Annotated in this window: 16 protein-coding genes and 1 pseudogene; 9 read left to right on the plus strand and 8 right to left on the minus strand. The window is 44.3% G+C overall.

Annotated features, from left to right (window positions below; genetic code table 11):
• The first annotated feature begins 11 nt into the window (after positions 1–11).
• Positions 12–929: a branched-chain amino acid transaminase gene (locus UXZ23_RS05620; protein ID WP_320819649.1), complete on the plus strand. Its 918-nt coding sequence runs from the start codon at positions 12–14 to the stop codon at positions 927–929.
• 66 nt (positions 930–995) lie between these two features.
• Here the strand turns inward: UXZ23_RS05620 and UXZ23_RS05625 are convergent, their stop codons facing one another.
• Complete coding sequence (locus UXZ23_RS05625; RefSeq protein WP_320819650.1) at positions 996–1,832, minus strand: hypothetical protein; 837 nt, start codon at positions 1,830–1,832, stop codon at positions 996–998.
• Positions 1,833–1,998: 166 nt separating this feature from the next.
• On the opposite strand from UXZ23_RS05625, the pseudogene UXZ23_RS05630 reads away from it, so the two are divergent.
• Both UXZ23_RS05630 and UXZ23_RS15625 read left to right on the plus strand, forming a co-directional pair.
• Positions 1,999–2,285: pseudogene (locus UXZ23_RS05630) on the plus strand (class II glutamine amidotransferase); the annotation flags it as partial.
• Between the two features lie 16 nt (positions 2,286–2,301).
• Positions 2,302–2,421 carry a class II glutamine amidotransferase gene (locus UXZ23_RS15625; protein WP_414491460.1) on the plus strand — a complete coding sequence of 40 codons (120 nt, stop codon included), beginning with the start codon at positions 2,302–2,304 and terminating at the stop codon, positions 2,419–2,421.
• 8 nt (positions 2,422–2,429) lie between these two features.
• Here the strand turns inward: UXZ23_RS15625 and UXZ23_RS05635 are convergent, their stop codons facing one another.
• The 5 genes from UXZ23_RS05635 to UXZ23_RS05655 all read right to left on the minus strand — a co-directional run bounded on the left by UXZ23_RS05635 (position 2,430) and on the right by UXZ23_RS05655 (position 9,885).
• Positions 2,430–4,454 (minus strand): DNA topoisomerase III, encoded by a 2,025-nt coding sequence (locus tag UXZ23_RS05635; protein ID WP_320819651.1) that lies wholly within the window; start codon positions 4,452–4,454, stop codon positions 2,430–2,432.
• Positions 4,455–4,571: 117 nt separating this feature from the next.
• Positions 4,572–5,348 (minus strand): glutathione S-transferase, encoded by a 777-nt coding sequence (locus tag UXZ23_RS05640; protein WP_320819652.1) that lies wholly within the window; start codon positions 5,346–5,348, stop codon positions 4,572–4,574.
• A 102-nt stretch (positions 5,349–5,450) separates the two neighbouring features.
• On the minus strand, positions 5,451–7,658 hold the full coding sequence (locus UXZ23_RS05645; RefSeq protein ID WP_320819653.1) for a transglutaminaseTgpA domain-containing protein: 2,208 nt from the start codon (positions 7,656–7,658) through the stop codon (positions 5,451–5,453).
• Positions 7,655–8,884 (minus strand): DUF58 domain-containing protein, encoded by a 1,230-nt coding sequence (locus UXZ23_RS05650; protein ID WP_320819654.1) that lies wholly within the window; start codon positions 8,882–8,884, stop codon positions 7,655–7,657. Before UXZ23_RS05650 ends, UXZ23_RS05645 begins: the two co-directional genes overlap by 4 nt.
• Positions 8,885–8,895: 11 nt before the next feature.
• Positions 8,896–9,885 carry a MoxR family ATPase gene (locus UXZ23_RS05655; RefSeq protein ID WP_320819655.1) on the minus strand — a complete coding sequence of 330 codons (990 nt, stop codon included), beginning with the start codon at positions 9,883–9,885 and terminating at the stop codon, positions 8,896–8,898.
• A 207-nt stretch (positions 9,886–10,092) separates the two neighbouring features.
• Between UXZ23_RS05655 and UXZ23_RS05660 the strand changes: the two genes are divergently transcribed.
• The 4 genes from UXZ23_RS05660 to UXZ23_RS05675 all read left to right on the plus strand — a co-directional run bounded on the left by UXZ23_RS05660 (position 10,093) and on the right by UXZ23_RS05675 (position 15,006).
• Positions 10,093–11,097, plus strand: coding sequence for a metalloregulator ArsR/SmtB family transcription factor (locus UXZ23_RS05660; RefSeq protein ID WP_320819656.1), 1,005 nt, complete (start codon positions 10,093–10,095; stop codon positions 11,095–11,097).
• 24 nt (positions 11,098–11,121) lie between these two features.
• A complete protein-coding gene (metK, locus tag UXZ23_RS05665; protein ID WP_320819657.1) occupies positions 11,122–12,333 on the plus strand; it encodes a methionine adenosyltransferase in 1,212 nt (403 codons plus the stop codon).
• 61 nt (positions 12,334–12,394) lie between these two features.
• The gene (gene ahcY, locus UXZ23_RS05670) at positions 12,395–13,777 is read left to right on the plus strand and encodes an adenosylhomocysteinase (RefSeq protein ID WP_320819658.1); all 1,383 of its coding nucleotides are present in this window, start codon (positions 12,395–12,397) and stop codon (positions 13,775–13,777) included.
• 131 nt (positions 13,778–13,908) lie between these two features.
• Positions 13,909–15,006 (plus strand): polysialyltransferase family glycosyltransferase, encoded by a 1,098-nt coding sequence (locus UXZ23_RS05675; RefSeq protein WP_320819659.1) that lies wholly within the window; start codon positions 13,909–13,911, stop codon positions 15,004–15,006.
• On the opposite strand, the gene waaC is transcribed toward UXZ23_RS05675, so the two are convergent.
• A complete protein-coding gene (waaC, locus tag UXZ23_RS05680; RefSeq protein WP_320819660.1) occupies positions 14,996–16,021 on the minus strand; it encodes a lipopolysaccharide heptosyltransferase I in 1,026 nt (341 codons plus the stop codon). The two genes, UXZ23_RS05675 and waaC, sit on opposite strands and share 11 nt — an antisense overlap.
• Positions 16,022–16,265: 244 nt before the next feature.
• On the opposite strand from waaC, the gene UXZ23_RS05685 reads away from it, so the two are divergent.
• Both UXZ23_RS05685 and UXZ23_RS05690 read left to right on the plus strand, forming a co-directional pair.
• The gene (locus UXZ23_RS05685) at positions 16,266–16,940 is read left to right on the plus strand and encodes a hypothetical protein (RefSeq protein ID WP_320819661.1); all 675 of its coding nucleotides are present in this window, start codon (positions 16,266–16,268) and stop codon (positions 16,938–16,940) included.
• A gap of 4 nt (positions 16,941–16,944) precedes the next feature.
• Positions 16,945–18,183, plus strand: coding sequence for an O-antigen ligase family protein (locus UXZ23_RS05690; protein WP_320819662.1), 1,239 nt, complete (start codon positions 16,945–16,947; stop codon positions 18,181–18,183).
• Here UXZ23_RS05690 and UXZ23_RS05695 read toward each other — a convergent pair.
• Positions 18,165–19,178 (minus strand): polysialyltransferase family glycosyltransferase, encoded by a 1,014-nt coding sequence (locus tag UXZ23_RS05695; RefSeq protein WP_320819663.1) that lies wholly within the window; start codon positions 19,176–19,178, stop codon positions 18,165–18,167. The genes UXZ23_RS05690 and UXZ23_RS05695 overlap by 19 nt on opposite strands.
• Positions 19,179–19,260: the final 82 nt, after the last annotated feature.

A 19,260-nucleotide genomic window follows, 5' to 3' on the forward strand; every position in this document is an offset into this window, starting at 1 on the left:
TGCTACCTTCCATGTCTGACCGCGATGGTCTGATCTGGCTAGACGGAGAGATGGTTGACTGGCGCGAAGCGAAAGTCCACGTATTAACTCATACCTTGCATTACGGCATGGGCGTTTTTGAAGGTGTGCGGGCATACGAGACGGCACAGGGTGCGGCAATTTTCCGTTTGCAGGAACACACCCAGCGCCTGTTTAACTCGGCCCATATCCTGAATATGAAGCTGCCGTATAGCAAAGAAGAAATTAACGAAGCGCATCGTGCTGCTGTGCGTGAAAACAACCTGAACAGTGCTTATATCCGCCCAATGGCGTTTTATGGTTCTGAAGGTATGGGCTTACGTGCTGAAAATCTAAAAGTACATGTCATGGTTGCGGCTTGGGAATGGCCGGCCTACATGGGTGAAGACGCAAAAACCAAAGGTATTAAAATTCGTACCTCTAGTTACACGCGTCACCATGTCAACATCACTATGTGTAAAGCAAAAGCGAACGGCAACTACATGAACTCCATGTTAGCCCTACGTGAAGCATTAGATAGCGGCTGCGAAGAAGCACTATTACTGGATAACGAAGGCTACGTGGCTGAAGGGTCTGGTGAAAACTTCTTTATGATGAGTAATGGCGTTATGTACACGCCAGAACTGACATCATGTTTAGACGGTATTACCCGTCGTACCATTATGGAAATGGCACGCTCAATGGGTATTGAAGTACGTGAAAAACGCATCACGCGCGATGAAGTGTATATCGCAGATGAAGCATTCTTTACCGGTACTGCCGCAGAAGTATTGCCGATTCAATCATTGGACGGTCGTGTGATCGGCGCTGGTAGCCGTGGCCCAGTTACTGAGAAGTTACAGAATATGTACTTCGATACGGTAACGGGTAAAGCACCGTTTAAAGCGGAATGGCTGACGCTGGTTAAGTAAAATTTATTTACTTAATAAGTAGGCAATAAAAAGCCGCAATTAACTGAGTTAATTGCGGCTTTTTATTTACAGGATGATTAGCCCCGTCATATCAATAGATAAACGACATTCGAGACTATCACCAGCATAAGCGTAGGCTTTCTCACTAAATTCGGTGCCCGAAATCAATCCGGTTTCAGTATCAAGCGTTAACTCTAATTTATAGTTATTGACGGTATTGAGACCGAGAATTGTATCATTGCTATTTTCTTCGATAACAAAGGTGGTGCCACTTACTGAGCTAAAATTCACGCGCTCATTTTCATTAATTATGTAACCGTTTCTCCAGTTAATAACTAAGCTCTCTCTACTTTTAAGGGTGTAATCTAACCCAACGCAGTCAGTGTCATTACTGGTTGTGAATTTTACAAAATATTCATTTTCTGCAAGCCCTAACGTTTCGCGATTAGCCGCTGCAAACCTAACTTGGAAGTTATCAGAGCCACCCTCAGACTTAACTCGAACCCGGTAGGTAAAACCACTGGTTGCAGTAAACACTAAGCTTTCATCCGATGTGTCGCCTTTACTCGAAGCTAACGTATTCAGACCAGTAAAATCTGATACCACTAAATCAAGATTTTCAGCAGCGCTAGAGAGCACAACCGCCACATCCCCAGTGATCGCCGCCGTGTAATAAACGTCGACCCAGCTGTCTTCGACGACATAACCGGTCAATAAGGTATTCAAAGCAACGGCTTGGTAATTTTCAACCGCTGTTGAAGTTAAATCTGGTTCGCTTACGCGACCTTTTAAATCTTCTGAAATAGTTACATTGATCGCAGGAGATGAGCTACCACCAGAATCACCGCCACATGCAACAAACATTGGAGTTAGCGCCGCTAGAAAGAGTGCTCGAAAGCTCATAATGCGTATCCTTCGGTTTTTTTATTATTGATCGCTGGTCTTATCATATGTGAACAGCAATTGAAGTAAAACGACTAAAACCAGCGTATACAGTAAAATAACATAACGAAAAATACAGACGATCCTTAAACTGCGTGTATCCAATCACTTGACGAAAGACAATGCTATGTGTGAACTTCTCGGTATGAGCGCCAACACGCCAACGGACCTTTGCTTTAGTTTTACTGGATTGACCCAGCGCGGTGGTGCTACAGGCCCACACAAAGATGGCTGGGGGTTACCTTTTTTGAAGGTAAAGGCATTCGTTCATTTCACGACCCAGACCCTAGTTCTTCATCCAAGATAGCTGAGCTAGTGCAGCACCATCCGATCAAAAGTAAAACCGCAATTTGCCATATTCGTCAGGACAACATCGGTGATATTTGCTTAGCAAATACGCATCCATTCAGCCGAAACGACACCAACGGATGTGGTCAGCATTATCGCTACCGAACCATTAACACATGATGAAGAGTGGGATATTTATCAACCCGGTGAGTGGCGCTTGTGGCAATTAGGCGAAGTGGTTGCTCAAGGGATTAACAATTAGTAGCTTAATTAAGAAGCTTTAGGTTTGCGCTTTAATTTAATCGAACTCGTTGTTTTAACCGACCTAGTTGATTTATCTGGGCTAGCTGACTTGCGCGGTGCAGTCGACTTTCTTACTGCAGAGCCGCCTCTTCTTGGTTTAAACGCAGGCATGGAAATATCACCAAAACGTCCGATATCTAGCTGCTTGGCTTGGCTAATTAATGCGTCTAATTGAAGAGCAAGAGGTTGCATAAACTGATCGTAGTTTAATAGCTTTTGGGTGATGTCATTTAATTGCTTTTCCCACTGAGCGGTCATATCCGGCAAGGTACAGGCTTCGGGTAGGGCAGCAACCAGTGCTTTACCTAAATCCGTGGCGCGAATACTTTTCCCTTCGCGCTGTAGAAATCGGCGTTTAAATAACAGTTCAATGATTCCGGCGCGAGTTGCCTCGGTGCCTAGACCATCCGTCTCTTTTAATATTTTTTTCAATTCAGAGTCTTTAACAAAACGCGCTATTCCTGTCATGGCTGCAAGTAAGGTGGCATCGGTAAAGTAAGCGGGAGGCTGCGTATTTTTTTCTTGCACATCCGGTTCGCCACTCCACAAGACTTGTCCCTTTTCTAATTTAGGTAAAGATGGACGACTTGGATCTTGATCTGCGTTTTGATCCGAGTGTTTACGAGCCGGAAGTAGTTGTTTCCAACCGAGTTTTATCGTTTCTCGCTCGGTAGCAACAAACACACCACCGGCAATATCTAATTCAATGCGCATGTCGGCATATTCAAACGCAGGGTAAAACTGCATCACATATTGGCGTGCAATCAGTTGGTAAACTTTCTGTTCATACTTTGATAAACGCTGAATATCCAACGATTTTTCGGTAGGAATTATCGCATGATGCGCTTCCACCTTTTTATCGTCCCACGCTTTACTGCGATATTGCGTGTCAGCTTGTGCTACTCCACTAACCAGTTCATGAGCACTATTAGCAATGGCGGATAATACTGCACTGCGACGCGCATAATGTTCTGTCGGTAAATAGCGACAATCAGAACGCGGATAGGTAATCAGCTGATGTTTTTCGTATAACGATTGGCAGGTATCTAATACTTGCTGCGCACTTAAGCCAAAGGCTTTTGCCGCATCAATTTGCAGCGACGATAAATTATACGGCAAGGGCGCTGCTTGTTTTTTTAATTTTCGCTCAACACTGGTCACGCTTGCCGCTTGCTGGCGAATACGTTGAGCTACATTATGTGCAAGCTTAGGATTCAGTACCCGGCCCTCGTCGTCTTGGTGCGCTTGGCAAGATTCGCTGGGTTGCCACTTGGCATAAAAACTCAGCGGCTGTTCGGCATTTAAATGCAGCGCGGCGAACACTTCATAAAATGGCTTGCTAATAAAGTCGGCAATTTCATTATCTCGACGCACAATTAACCCTAGAATTGGTGTCTGCACGCGACCGACTGACAACACCGCTTTCAAACCGCCCTGTTGGCCTTTTAACGTATAAGCTCGGGTTAAATTAATTCCGTATAACCAATCGGCACGAGAGCGCGCCAAAGCCGACACCGACAGCGGAATAAAATCCTTATTAGGACGTAGCTGTTGCAAGGCGCGGATAACGGCTTGAGGATTTAAATCACTCACCAATAAACGCTGCATGGATGAGCGTTTTGTCGCAGGCACTTTTAAAAAAGCAATAACCTCGTCTACTAATAGTTGCCCCTCACGATCTGGGTCTCCCGCGTGCACTATGCTATCCGCTTCTTTAACCAGTTTACGCAATACGCTTAATTGCTTGCGAGTTTGCGCCTTAGCTTCAAGCTGCCATTCATCAGGAACAATCGGTAAGTGATCTAACCGCCACTGTTTATATATGGGGTTATAGGCTTCTGGCTGAGCTTGCTCTAACAGATGGCCTATACACCAGCTCACCACATCGCCGTTGGCAGCGCGCACAAAGCCTTCGCCTTTGCTATGAGGCTGAGGAAGCACCGCTGCAATTGCGCGGCCTAAGCTTGGTTTCTCGGCAATAATCAGGCGCATAAAATGCTACTGTAGATAATATGTATATCCGTACAGTATATAGCGCTAACCTAAGGATTCAATGGGCAAAATTAGCCTTGCCCATAAAGAGTCGACCGTGAGTTGAAATGACAGCATTTATGCTGCGTTGGGCATAACCTGCCAAATTTGACCACGATGGGCAGCATAGATATCGCGAACCCATTGTAATGCTGGGCTGCCGGCCCACAATTTAGCGACACCAGCCATTTTTTCGCGGAATTCACTCGTGCCGTAAATCGGATGTTCTTCTGGGCAGGCCAACGGTGCAAGTAAAGAAGCAGCTGTAATATCAGCAACGGTTAAGCTATTACCCACCAAATAACGACCTTGTTTTATGCGTGCTTCCAACCACTTAATTTCAGCATCAATACGCTGTTCAGCAATTGCGACATGTTTCGTATTAATTTTAAGCTTTAGCTTAAACATAGGCTTAATAATCGGATAACCAGCACGTACAATGCGGCTCTCCCAAGGTGTTGAAAACTGCGTCCAAATATCTAAAATTAGTGCTTTATGAGCAAATCCTGGCAAATATAAATAACGCGCAACACCCTTGCCGACGGCATCAAAGCGTCGCTGAATTGCGATGATTTCAGCAAGAGATTCTGCCGGTAAAGATTTTAATGGCCCATATTCTTGCGCCAACCAATCGACAATTCGCGGACTATCTTGAACGCGCATACTCCCACGCTGAATCAGCGGTACGGTTGTCTGACCTCGACCACCTTTTAACAGCATCGGTAAGGTATGAATAGCAGGCGTGAGCGCCTGTTCAACATAAGGAATATCTTCGTAATCTAGCAACCAACGAATTTTCTCGCTGTAATGCGACATATTGATGGTGTAGAGGGTCAGCGCGTTGGTATTAGACATAAAAACGTCCTCGGCAATATAAAACGTGCGCTACTCTACCCCATGGAAACCAGAGAGGTAAGAGCGCGATTAAGACAAGTTACCACGTGGCAGAATAAGAAATCAGCTCTTCAATTCTTCGACTGCTGCCAACGCCGCTTGTTGAATTTGTTCTAAATCTGAATATTCACCAAGATAAAAAGTATTATGGACACAATCGGCTAAGGTACGCATGGCCGACAAGTGACCATATTGGTTTTCAACGACCGAGAGCCAATCTTCGATCTCAACCGACGACTGACGTTTTGGTGTGTGTTTTTGCGCCATACGTTGCAGGTGATAGATATAGAAATAAAGGGCGTCAGGCGCATTGTTAGGCGTGTAAGCCTGTATTTTACGTGCGCTTATATAAGCATGCAGATACGGCAGCCAATAAGTTTGGAACCTCCAACCAGCAAATAGAATCATGCACATCAGCAGCAGTAGAGGCCAAGCATTAAATAAAAATAGTTTAATGTAGGCCGCAATAATGACGACGCCTGTGTATAGCGCTAGCCACAACGCACTAAGAAAAGCTCCAAGATTAAACTCTTGGCTTTCCCCGACTTGGCTACGCTGCACCACTTGCTGAGCGTATTGACTTATCTGCTCTGCGGCAAAAACACTTTCTTGTGAGCTAGGAATTTGATAATACGCCGTAGGTTCAAACGTTACCCAGCGTCCGTCAATCCATGCCTCCGTCCAAGCATGACCATCAATTGCGCGGATTTCAAAATACCCTGTCAGTGGATTTTTATTGTTCACCGAGAAACCCGTCACTAAGCGCGCGGGGATACCTAAGCTGCGCAGCATGATCGTCATCGCGCTAGCAAAATATTCACAGTGACCTTGCTTGTCGACAAACAGAAATTTGCTCAGTGGCGTACGACCTTGTGATTGTGTAATCGAAGCAAAACTGTACTGATATTCGCTGCGTAAATGTGTTTCTAGGGCGATGGCTTTGGCATAACTGCCTGAATGTTTGCGTGTCACTTCACGCGCTAACTTGCGTATACGCCCGTCAAAGTTTTTGGAGAGTTGTAGGTCTTCGCTTTCTGGCGGCGGCGCTCTCGATATTGGGCGGTTATCCACCAGCTCTAATGCCGACTTAACGGTATAGCGCGTATTAGGTCGTAGTACTCCCGGCAATAAAGGCTGATTAAATTGATCAAGTGCAATCACACTCGCGGGCACCCATATAGAAACCGGATCAGCGGCGGCAGGAAGCCATGCAGGCATGTTCTTTTCGATGGTAATAACTTGCTGGAAATTTCCTTTGCGAGTGACGTCTAAGTCTACTTTACCTATAAAGTTGGTATTTACTTTGCGACTGATATTTTCGTTGGTAGATGACCAACTCTCGCCATCAAAGTAATTAAAGGTACGAACTTTTAAGTAGCTGCCGTGCGGCGCTTTCATGCGCGCGACAATAGCATTTAAATCAATACCAGCCTTGCTTGCCATGGTTTCACGAATATCAAACTGGCTATTAAAGCCGTCATATTCATAGTCACTGCCGTCATCGCCGTAAGAAGAAAGATCTGTAATTTCATTAAAGTTATCTAAGCGTGAACGCTGATCTTCTACCTCGTTACTTGCCGATTTTTTCGGTGGTGGAGGTACATTGTCGTCAGCATGTTTCTGCCAGTCATCATCATGATAGAAGTCACCAGACGAGGATTCTTGCCCGCCGAAGTTTAGCGCCGGAGGACGCGGAATGATGAGATAAAATAGGAAAGCCAACACTAAAATCACTGAGGTGACAAGAACCCTATGCTGGCTTGCAGAGACAAGGACGACATTATTTTGTTCGTAATGCTCGATTTGTTCTCCCTGATCTAACCAAGCTTCCCCTAAGCTAAACGCAGCAAAAAGACTATAGGCTGTTATTGCCAATAAATAGTATCCAGATGTCGCCTCGGCTGCGCCCACCAATACAAAAATAAAACTCATCACCTGAGCAAAATAAAATCGTCGATAAGTATGTAGCTGAACATTCAAAGCTAAAGCAGCAACAAATAATAAGGCGCCCAATGCAACCAGCAAATTAAGTTTAAATAATAAAAAGAGGAAGATCCCTAATCCAAGTACGGCTATTCCATCAGCAATAGGTTTATTTTTTTCAGGCTCTTGTCGTTTTTTCCAACCTAGCTGCAAAGTAAACCAGACCAACAGCAGCAATAGCGGAAATAGCAATGCAGCGTAAGGAGAGACCATAACCGCAGCACATCCCGTCGCGGCAGATGTCATCTGCAAACTAAACCAATTGATAACCGGTACACGCCGAATCATTGCGAAAATACTCGTGTTAAATCACTCAGCTGATGAATATCTAAGCGTAACTGATTCTGGCTGACGGTAGTCCAACCTTCTTTGTATTGCGCCATAGGAAAGCGATAGCTCTCCTCAGAAATCACTATATCAATGTGGCCTGCAGGAGAGTGTAATTGCAATTCTTGGCTGCTAACGCGCACGGTAATTAATACTGCCTGCTGTCCTTGTTCTTGCTGCGCGGCGCGAATGGCTTCACTGTAATTACGCGTGCCATCGGCAGCGACCCACGCAAGATCTTGTAAATGTTCCGCTATCGACTGCTGACCAGGCTGCACTTTAAATTGCCGCGATTGTGCACCTTCAATAGACAGTGTTAACCCTTTCTGCTGTTGTTGAGCAAATTGTAAAAGAGAAGCAGCGATTCTAACCCCTAACTCGAAACTACTATTCACCCCGCTACTTACTTCAGTACCGACATTATTAGTTGAGTTGCCATCAATAACGACCAACCAGCGCGGGCAGTCTAGACCGTGAAACTCACGTACAACCAAGTTTTGCTGACGCGCAGATGCGCCCCAATGCACGGATTTTAAAGAATCGCCCGGCCGATAATTGCGTACACCAGAGAAATCACTATTCCCACTAAAAATCTGCTGCGATTCTTGTCCATCAACTGTTTGAGCATCCTGAATAGGCGCAGGTAAACGACGAATAACGGCAGGTTTTGGTGCCACAATAATCTGACAATCTTCGCTGACTAAGGTTAAGCGTCGCTGGATAAAACCAAACGGCCAGCCGCAACTGACTTCAGGCTTAGGTAGAGTGAATATGCCACGCTGCGCACACAAATAATTTAACGCCACAGGCGTATTTGCATCGGCATAGGCAATAAAATGGGTTTGTAGTTCGGGGATATTCGGTAATTGCTCGGCGACGGATAAATACCAAGCGGGCTTACCGGCAAAACGATAGCGAAGTTGGAGTTCGCTTCCCACTTCGGCTAGCCCCACTTGCGATCGGCTAAGCCGCAATTGGCGCAGCATCCACCAAGGCATAACCCAAGAAACCAGCAACAAGGCGAGAATGATAGCGCAAATACCATACAGCAAATCAATGCCACGATTCCATGCCATTAAAAAGCACACAACCATCATCAAAACTAAAAAGCGCGGCGCGTTGATATGTTTGCTAAGCCAGCGCGCTAGCAGCTTAAGCGACTCCCCAACACTCACAGAGGAATTCATAGTATCGCCGCTTAAACCAAGTCGTCAGTTGGATAATCAGGCACTGGGACCTGAGCAATAAGGGCATCCCAAAACGCTTTACGCTTTTCTGGCTGCATTAAACTCGAATCCCGAAACACCAAGCGATGGCTCAATATCGGCTCCAACAGGGACTTAACGATATCCACAGTAACCGCTTTCTTTCCATCCAGCGCGGCTATCGCCCGAGCGGCTCGCATTAAAGCTAAAGAACCACGGGGACTGGCGCCAAGACGAACCGATGCATGCTCGCGCGTGGCGCGCACTAATTCACTGATATAGCGCGCGGTCGGTTCGCTAATAACCACTTTCTCAATCTGCGCCATCAAAGCCAGTAATAAGCTCTCACTCAGTACAGGCTTTAATTCATCTAACGGATGTCCAGACATCTGCGCCATCATCATCGCCAGTTCTTGTTCAGCATCGGGATAACCTAGGCTCAGGCGCATAAAGAAGCGATCTAGCTGGGCTTCGGGTAACGGAAAGGTACCACTAAACTCCACCGGATTTTGAGTGGCAATAACGATAAAAGGATTCGGTAGAGGATAGGTCTTGCGATCGCAGGTAACCGTGCCCTCCGCCATCGCCTCTAGTAAAGCCGATTGGGTACGTGGCGTCGCACGGTTGATTTCATCGGCTAATAATATATTGGTAAATACAGGGCCGGGCATGAATTGGAATTTATGTTCGGGAGCATTATAGATGCTGATGCCAGTCACATCCGATGGCATTAAATCCGGCGTGCACTGCAAGCGCTTCATACACAATGCCAGCGCTTGGCTCAATGCTCGAGCTAAAGTGGTTTTACCGACGCCCGGAGCATCTTCAAGCAAGAGATGCCCGCGACACAACAAACAAGCCACCAGTAACTTCAAATGCTTTGGATCTGTTTTTACAACCCCAGCTAAGGCATCCATCAATGGAGTTATCGCCTGTTGCAACTTAGTAGGCGCTTTCTTTTCGCTCGCATAAATATCTGTCATTACGGTTCCTTTGCCATGCTCATGCTTATCGACGTTATTCTTATTTTATCCATCTAACGCCAGTGGCCGTTTACGCCAGTTAAATGATCATACCCAGTTTTATACCAGATCCGAACCTTGTAGCTTAAGAAAACAGTACCTCGGCCTGGCCAAAATCTATATCGAAAAAAATTGATATACGATATCTTGCTGGTTATACTTGCCCGCATGCCTGCTAACAACGAAAGCTCCTTGAATATTGTGTACCTTGCTCAAGCCAGTAAAGCGGCCGGTGATTCCCTACGGATGAACATCTTAAAGCTGCTTGGACGTGGAGCTTTCGGAGTGTTGGAGCTGTGTCAGATATTTGATATCAAGCAATCGAGCATGAGCCATCACTTAAAGGTATTGGCACAAGCGGGATTGGTGAGCACTCAACGCGAAGGCAATAGTATTTTTTATCGTCGCCCGCTCATTACCGCGACAGATAGCTGGAGCCAGTGGCTGCGAGCAACCTTTATTGCGATTGATGCCGCGAGCAGTGATGAAGAAGTCGACATGGCCGTAGAGCAAGTGCTTGCCGAACGTGCGGAGGCCTGCGCAGAGTTTTTCTCTCGTCACGCCAATGACTTTAAAGACCAACAAGATTTAATCGCATCATTCGACCAATACGGTGATGCACTAGCGACCATTCTCGACTCGTTAACTGCAAGAGCTCGAAATAGTGAACAAGCTGGCTACGCTTTGGAGATTGGTCCTGGCGAAGGGGCATTTTTACCTTTGCTGGCGCGGTATTTTAGCCAAGTGACTGCCCTCGATGTGTCGCCAGACATGCTGGCTCGCACCGAGACAACGTTAGCGGCAAACGCAATTACGAATGTCGATTGTGTACTCGGTGATACGGCCCACTTGCTGGCAAGTAAATTGGCAGCGAAATATCAATTTGCCGTGGCCAATATGGTGTTGCATCACGTACCGGCACCGAAAACGATTTTTAACGAAGTAGCTGAGTTACTTCAACCCGAGGGAACATTACTGATCACGGATTTATGTCGTCATGATCAGGCATGGGCAAAAGATTCTTGCGGTGATCTATGGCTAGGCTTCGACCCTGCCGATTTAACGGCATGGGCAACAGAAGCAGGCCTGATCGAAGGTCAGAGTCAATTTTTAGGTTTAAGGAATGGGTTTCAAATCCAGTTCCGGTTATTTCATCGCTCACCTGAGCGTTAGTAATATTTTTGATAGGAGTCAGCCATGAGCGAATATTCCATTTTTACATCTGAGTCGGTGTCCGAAGGTCATCCAGATAAAGTCGCCGATCAGATTTCTGATGCGGTATTAGATGCCATCATCGCCCGTGATCCATACGCTCGTGTTGCGGTGGAAACCTTAGTAAAAACCGGTATGGCTGTCGTCGCTGGTGAAGTCACTACCTCTTGTTACGTTGATCTTGAAGAGATCGTTCGTGATGTTATTACCGGCATTGGTTACAACAGCTCGGAAGTTGGTTTCGACGGTGCGACCTGTGCCGTCTTAAATGGCATTGGTAAGCAATCGGTTGATATCAACCAAGGCGTTGACCGCGCTAAGCCGGAAGATCAAGGCGCTGGCGACCAAGGTTTAATGTTTGGTTACGCCACTAACGAAACTCCGAGCTTAATGCCTGCACCGGTTTACTACGCGCATTTGTTAGTTCAGCGTCAGTCGGAATTACGTCGCAACGGCACTCTGCCTTGGTTGCGCCCCGATGCGAAATCTCAGGTAACGATTAACTGGGAAAGCGGCTCACCAAAAGTCGATGCCGTGGTGCTATCAACTCAACACTCACCGAGCATCTCCTTAGAAGAACTGCGCGCTGAAGTGTTAGAGCACATCATCAAGCCTGTTATACCAGCCGAATGGTTGCATGAAGGTACCTTGTATCACATCAACCCAACCGGCAACTTCGTAATTGGTGGCCCAGTAGGCGATGCCGGTTTAACCGGCCGTAAGATCATTGTTGATACCTACGGCGGTATGGCACGTCACGGTGGCGGTGCTTTCTCTGGTAAAGATCCATCAAAAGTGGATCGCTCTGCAGCCTACATGGGTCGTTACGTAGCGAAAAACATCGTTGCTGCGGGCTTGGCTGATCGTTGCGAGATTCAGGTGTCGTATGCCATTGGTGTTGCACAGCCGACTTCTATTTCAGTTAACACCTTTGGTACCGGCAAGATCACAGATATCCAGTTAGCGAAAGTGATTCGCGAAGTATTCGACCTGCGTCCATACGCGATTCAAAACCAGCTAGAGTTGTTGAATCCTATGTACCAGATCACCGCAGCGTATGGTCACTTTGGTCGCGAGCCATTTGAAACCAGCTATACCTATGTCGATCAAGGTGTGAGTAAAACGAAGACGTTTACCGCCTTTACTTGGGAACGTACCGACAAGATTGATGCCCTGAAAGCGGCCGCGGGCCTCTAAGCTTATTACAATTTTTTAGGTCGTCGGCATACATCGATGACCCATTTTAAGGACGGTTATTATGACAACCTTTACTGACTATAAAGTTGCCGACATGGCACTGGCCGATTGGGGCCGTAAAGAAATTAAAATCGCTGAGAGCGAAATGCCAGCCCTGATGGCGTTGCGTCGCAAATATAGCGAAAGCAAGCCTTTGGCCAATGCCAAAATCATGGGCTGCATTCACATGACGATTCAAACCGCTGTGTTGATTGAAACACTGGTTGAGTTAGGTGCAGAAGTGCGTTGGTCTTCATGTAATATTTTCTCTACTCAGGATCACGCCGCTGCCGCTATTGCTGCAGCCAATATTCCAGTGTTCGCTTGGAAAGGCGAAACCGAAGAAGAGTTTTTATGGTGCATTGAACAAACGATTATGTCTGAAAAAGATGGCAAGACCCCTTGGGCTGCCAACATGATTCTAGACGACGGCGGCGACCTAACTGAAATGGTTCACGCTAAATACCCAGCTATGCTAGATAGCATTCACGGTATTTCCGAAGAAACCACCACAGGTGTGCATCGCTTGTTAGAAATGATGGCTAAAGGCGAATTGAAAGTGCCAGCGATCAACGTGAATGATGCCGTGACTAAAGCGAAAAACGACAATAAGTACGGCTGTCGTCACTCGTTAAACGACGCGATCAAGCGTGGTACTGACCACTTGCTAAGCGGTAAAAAAGCCCTAGTAATTGGTTATGGTGACGTGGGTAAAGGTTCTGCTGCTTCATTACGCCAAGAAGGCATGATCGTAAAAGTCACTGAAATCGATCCTATCTGCGCCATGCAAGCGTGTATGGATGGTTACGAAGTGGTTTCGCCTTACATTGATGGTATCAACACCGGCACAATGGACAGCATCGACACTAACCTGCTGGGCAAAACCGACCTATTGGTAACCACGACGGGTAACATCAACGTATGTGACCAATTCATGCTGCAAGCCCTCAAGAATGCCGCAGTAGTATGTAACATCGGTCACTTCGATAACGAAATCGACACTGCGTTTATGCGTAAAAACTGGGAATGGGAAGAGATCAAACCACAGGTTCACAAAGTGTACCGTGATAAAGCCTCTGACGATCACCTGTTACTGCTATCAGAAGGCCGCTTAGTAAACCTAGGCAACGCTACTGGTCACCCTTCACGTATTATGGATGGCTCGTTTGCTAACCAAGTATTGGCGCAAATCTATCTGTACGAGCGTAAGTTTGCCGACATGATGGAGGCTGAAAAAGCAGAAAGCATCTATGTGAAAGTGCTACCGAAGAAGCTAGATGAAGAAGTAGCAAAAGACATGGTCGAAGGTTTTGGTGGCGTGATCACTAAGCTAACGCCAAAGCAGGCGGAATACATCAACGTTAAAGTTGACGGCCCGTACAAGCCAGAAGCGTATAAGTACTAAAACGACAATATCTCGTTAGTTACTTCAGATTAGAGGAATGCATAGTAAACTATGCATTCCTCTTTCTATTTATACGCTAGAGCAATAATTGCAAGTCATAAAAATTCGATTTTTCATCAAGAGTCAAATACATGTCTACAGAACTCTACCTCTGCTCAACGCCGCTGCATATCCTTAATGCGGTTGCCATTGCCAGCACCAGGCAAGAGTATGAACATCATATTTGGTTGATTGATCAACCCATCGCCGATAACAACCCTTACTTCGACATCTTAAATAATTGGGACGGCTCGCCCTTTAAACGTGTGAACATATCAGCTGGGCAAATTAAAGGGACAAAAAAGAAATTAGCTAACAGAAAGCTTATTTTTAGTCAGCTAAAATCCTATATTGAAGAAATACACCCTAGTCGCATCTACACTGGTAATGATCGCCGTATTGAATTTCAGTATGCTATGCATTGCTGCGCAAAGGCCAAGCAGCCAGCCTCTGGAATATACATGGATGAAGGTACTTTCACCTATGTGGGTCGCGCAGCATCCTCTAGTTTTTCAGATCAATACGTTGATAATCTACTAAAGAAACTAACCTATGGGTTTTGGTGGAAGAATCCATCAACCATCGGTGGTTCTAAATGGATAACGGAAGTCTATGCAGCATTTCCGCATTTAGTGCATGAGAAATTAAAAGCAAAAAAAATAATCTCACTGCAAGAATATTTTGTAGACAATAATAGATTGGAAGATTTTTGCGGAAAATTAGTTGAATATTTTGGTGCTAGTCGAGAAAACATTGCCACGCTAACTGCAATCATTACGCTGCCACATGAATCGATTATTAATCGTCAATCTGGCTATAGTAAATCCATGTCAGACACGCTAGAAATACTAACAAAAGACAACTTCAGAATCGGCGTAAAATATCATCCACGAAATACTAACCCCGACATACTGAACGCTAGCGAAAATAGCAGTGCTTACGTAATACCACACAAAATACCGTTTGAGGCAATTCTACCTTTACTTCCCAACGGTATAATCATAGGCGACATATCCTCGACACTGATTAATGCTAAATGGTTAAAACCAAAGGCAAATCTCGTATCTATAGCAAACCCCGAAGCGCCAATGATGGCAGAATTCAAATACTTTTTTTCGAAAATAGGTGTCGAAACGATATCTGCAAATGAAGTTTCTGATTACTTGTCAAAGCATCATACTATTGATTAACTGCGACTAACTTCTCCAACTCTGAATAAACGGTTTCAGGAGTAATCGTCTCATAACATGGTGGGGTGGTTGCGTTAATAGGACACACTTTCAACATACAAGGTGCGCATTCAATAGCCGCAGAAAGATTCTTCGCTAGAGCACCTTTAACACCCGTTAATACCGAATTTGTACTTCCAAAAATACCCACTACAGGTATCCCTATTGCGCCCGCAACATGGGATAAACCAGTATCTAAGCCTACAGCGCCTTTACACTTGGAGATAACTCCAGCCAGATCCCATAAACTTAATCTGGGTAAAATAGTTCCCCAAGCAGCGGACTCGACTAACCGCTCTGCTCTTGCCTTCTCAGCTTCGCTCGACCATGGAAGAAGCACCTCCTCTCCTGCTTCTTTAGCTATCGCTAGAAGATCTATCCACTGACTTTCTGGCCAGTGTTTAGACTCCCATGTCGTCCCATGAAAGAAGATCAGATTGTTAGACCCAGATAGTGATGCCTCAGGCCACTGGTGTTTGGTAATGCCAAACTGAGGTAACCCGCTATGTTTATAACCTAGAGCCTGTGCGAACAACTGTCGATAAGATTCGATCGCACCCTGAGAGATATCAACGCGAAATGATCGCTTATACATAAACCGAGTTTCTTTATCGGTAGCCGTATGAGCACTGGGTCCCACTAAGGTACCCCGACATAGAAGTCCTAATCGCGCCGACTTAATACGGCTTTGAGCATCAATAATAAGATCGTAGTGCTCAGAACGTAATTTTCTTATAAGGCCTATACGTTCTTTAATATTTTTACCGTTCAAACCTTCTTTTTTCCAGCGTACTCGACCACTAACGATGACATTACGTACCGCTGGATGTAAGCGCGCAATATCAGCAAACGGTTCTTCACATAGCCAATCGACAATCAAACCTGGCTCAGCCGCAACCGCATCACTAATTGCAGGCAATGTATGCAGAAGATCACCTAATGAAGACATTTTGATAACAAGAATTCGTCTGGACATGGCTAGTGACTTTAAGAAATTAAACTGACGGCAGCTTAACATATAGCGACAGATCAGGTAACGACCTTTAAAGTTTACAAATCAGTTACGACATTAGAATACCTTCAAATGTACAAGATTACTGCCAACTGCTATTATTGGCCGATTACACATCCTAGATTCAATCGACATAATGATGAAATCAATTGAACCATCGTACAACATCGTTTGCCTAAAATGGGGAACAAAGTACCCTGCCGACTTCGTGAACCGTTTATATAGAATGGTTAAAAGAAATACTTCGCTACCTATTCAGTTTTATTGTATTTCCGATGATCCAAAAGATCTCGATAGCGGCATTAATTTTCGCCAAATAGAAGATATCGGATTAAAAGGCTGGTGGTATAAACTAATGCTTTTCAAATCAGAGTTATACGACATCAAAGGCACAACCATATTTCTTGATCTTGATGTTGTTATTACTGAGAATATTGACGAACTATTCACTTACAACCCTGGTGAATTTCAAATCATCAAAGATTTGAAGTCTGGGTTTAATAGTTCAGTATTCCGTCTTGAAATCGGCACCTTACCCGAAGTTTGGAACAATTTCTGGGAGGAAAAAGAATCTATAATAGAACGACTGCATGGCGATCAAGACTGGATTGCAGAAGCCATTCCCCAACATATGAATACTTGGCCATCAAAATGGGTTGTATCCTATAAAAAGCAATGCAACTCGCGCGCTAAACGATCTTATGGAAGACTAGGTGAATACCTAAGAAAAATCGGCTTGATGAAACCGCCAAGTGGCTACGCGGTTATTCCTGAAGATGCAAAAATAGTTATTTTTCATGGCAAGCCAGATCCGGTCGATGTTATGAATGGACCTTGGGATATGTGGAAAGAAGCGCCATGGATAAGAGAGTACTGGAATTAAAATTGTGAATATAGCAACACCAACCGATTTGTCATATATTTGGCACAGAATACAGCCTTGGCTAGCAACCGTTCTATTCGCTGGATTCTTAGCATCGCAACCGATTAAGCGAAGCATGACAACAGATTTTACTATAGCCTTTTGGTTGCTTGGACTTTTTTTTGTTTTCACGAACACAGATATTATTGATGTAATTAAAAAATACAAAAAAACACTCATTGTCGGATGTTTGTTTTTCACATGGTGCCTAATATCAACTATCGTCTCTAAGCTGTCTCCACCACTGATAAATTTGGAGTCAGAAATTCGTTTCTTACTACTGCCTTTAATAATTATATTTGCTGTAAAAAGTCGGCTAACCGCTAAACATCTTACTCTTTCCTTGTTAGCTGGTGCGATCAGCTACAGCATTATTAGTTACATAGAACAAGCCTCATCCCCAGGCTTTCAGCGCATAGGCGGTGATGAAAACGCCGTGACCTTCGGAAATGGCGCATTGCTGCTGGCCGCCGTCTCCATAAGTATGTGGTTCCAACTTAGAAAACACTTAAATTATCAAGTTCTCTCTATACTATCCTTCCTATGTTATTTGTACGCAGCCTATCAATCTGAAACTCGAGGAAATGTATTATCTTTAATTGCAATCGTTATATTTTTCTCAATCTACAGCAGAAATTATAAGACATTTTTAATTTCGATTTTACTAACTGGACTGGCAGTACTGGCCTTATACAATACTGACTTTGGCGGTAGAGTTATAACGGGAGCCAAGAATATTTTATCAACATCAGAATCGGCAAAATCAAGCTCGAGCGGGCAGCGTATTGAAATGTGGAAAGCTTCCACTTGCATTGCCTTAGATCACCCTATATTCGGCAGCGGCACTCACACATTTAAGCAAGCAACAGAGGCCACATCGAATAATTGTTTCTTGAATCCCCAGAATAACCGTGGAGCATTCAGCCAAGCTCATAGCTTGTACTTCAATACACTTGCAACAACAGGATTTCCAGGGCTAATACTGCTATCACTCTTTATATCTTCACTGATATTTGAATCACTAAAATACAAACCCTATAACCTTCCTTTACTTGTTGGGATGGTAACAATAACTGGTTATTCTATAACCGTAGACTTCTTATTTATGAAGTATCTAGCAGATAAGCATATAACGTTATTGGGAATCCTAATGGGCTTCAGCATATATAGCTATCAACAAAAAAATCAAAGCGACACAACGTGAACATTTAATTGAGAAAAAACGCTTAGCAATTGCTCTCTCTGACGCTCATCGGAGAATGGAAAATCTAACACACCAACCGATATTGCTTCAATACGCTCCTCTGCAATTAGCTTCGCATTAATCAAGGCAGAACTATAACAAGACAAAACATGTGTGTATCCACGCTGAACAATGAGTTGCTCTACACAAAGAGCATCACTAACGACGTCTTGACTATTTTCAATTTTGAATTCATTCAAAAAAGAGCGAGGGTGCTTAGCGTAATCAACAACAATTGGATCAAGATCACGAATCACATCTGCAATCTTTCTTTCGACAGACAATACATAATCTGTTGAAGCTAAGTTATAACGCTGTATATTTTGACCAACAATAAGTACTTTAGCTTCAGTATTAATAGCCTTTTTAAATTCATCCCCGTATGGAAATGATATGCGACGAATTTTACTTTCAGGGTACTTCATAGCGACATTACCAAAACAGTAAATATTACTCGCCAGATCCCCTCCTAACTCATCCCCTTCGAAAACTAAAGCTTTCATTTTCAAAAAGGGTAAAACTGAAAAGAGCATATTCCATTTTTTTAACAATGATTTTTTCTCTTGCGACAAATCTACGCTGAAAAAACTGATAGCACCGTCCGGAATCAAACATAGCTCAACATTGAAGCGTGAAGTAAGGCCGGCAAAAATAAAGTTATTATATAAACTATCAATTCGTGGAGTGAAAAGCTTTAGCGTTTCTCCATAAGCAAGAGTTTTCAATATTTCCGCTTCAACTTTAACGTAACATTTACGCAAAAATCGAACCTTCCCTATCCATCCGCCTTTATGGCTCCGATCAATTAACGATACATTCCGATGACCGATAGACAATAGATATTCTAGAAGAACTTGGCTTGTTACAAAAGCAAGTGTATTAGTTTCATTTTCTATTTTAGAAATCGCAACATAAGATATTAACTGCAATTCTGTTTCAATAATAAATACGTTCAACTCAGCAACCTGAGACAATCAAAATCAACATTATTAAATTCTGCTTAAATCCCATAATTGGAAGTATTTCTCACATTAGTCG

Source organism: Thalassolituus sp. (assembly GCF_034111725.1).
In the GTDB taxonomy this organism is placed as follows: Bacteria; Pseudomonadota; Gammaproteobacteria; order Pseudomonadales; family Oceanobacteraceae; genus Thalassolituus.

Coding starts and splice junctions, on each gene's coding strand:
- metK (WP_320819657.1), top strand. CDS start 11,122: ATGAGCGAATATTCCATTTTTACATCTGAGTCGGTGTCCGAAGGTCAT.
- UXZ23_RS05650 (WP_320819654.1), bottom strand. CDS start 8,884: ATGAATTCCTCTGTGAGTGTTGGGGAGTCGCTTAAGCTGCTAGCGCGC.
- UXZ23_RS05675 (WP_320819659.1), top strand. CDS start 13,909: ATGTCTACAGAACTCTACCTCTGCTCAACGCCGCTGCATATCCTTAAT.
- UXZ23_RS05655 (WP_320819655.1), bottom strand. CDS start 9,885: ATGACAGATATTTATGCGAGCGAAAAGAAAGCGCCTACTAAGTTGCAA.
- UXZ23_RS05660 (WP_320819656.1), top strand. CDS start 10,093: ATGCCTGCTAACAACGAAAGCTCCTTGAATATTGTGTACCTTGCTCAA.
- ahcY (WP_320819658.1), top strand. CDS start 12,395: ATGACAACCTTTACTGACTATAAAGTTGCCGACATGGCACTGGCCGAT.
- waaC (WP_320819660.1), bottom strand. CDS start 16,021: ATGTCCAGACGAATTCTTGTTATCAAAATGTCTTCATTAGGTGATCTT.
- UXZ23_RS05635 (WP_320819651.1), bottom strand. CDS start 4,454: ATGCGCCTGATTATTGCCGAGAAACCAAGCTTAGGCCGCGCAATTGCA.
- UXZ23_RS05640 (WP_320819652.1), bottom strand. CDS start 5,348: ATGTCTAATACCAACGCGCTGACCCTCTACACCATCAATATGTCGCAT.
- UXZ23_RS05645 (WP_320819653.1), bottom strand. CDS start 7,658: ATGATTCGGCGTGTACCGGTTATCAATTGGTTTAGTTTGCAGATGACA.
- UXZ23_RS05620 (WP_320819649.1), top strand. CDS start 12: ATGTCTGACCGCGATGGTCTGATCTGGCTAGACGGAGAGATGGTTGAC.
- UXZ23_RS05625 (WP_320819650.1), bottom strand. CDS start 1,832: ATGAGCTTTCGAGCACTCTTTCTAGCGGCGCTAACTCCAATGTTTGTT.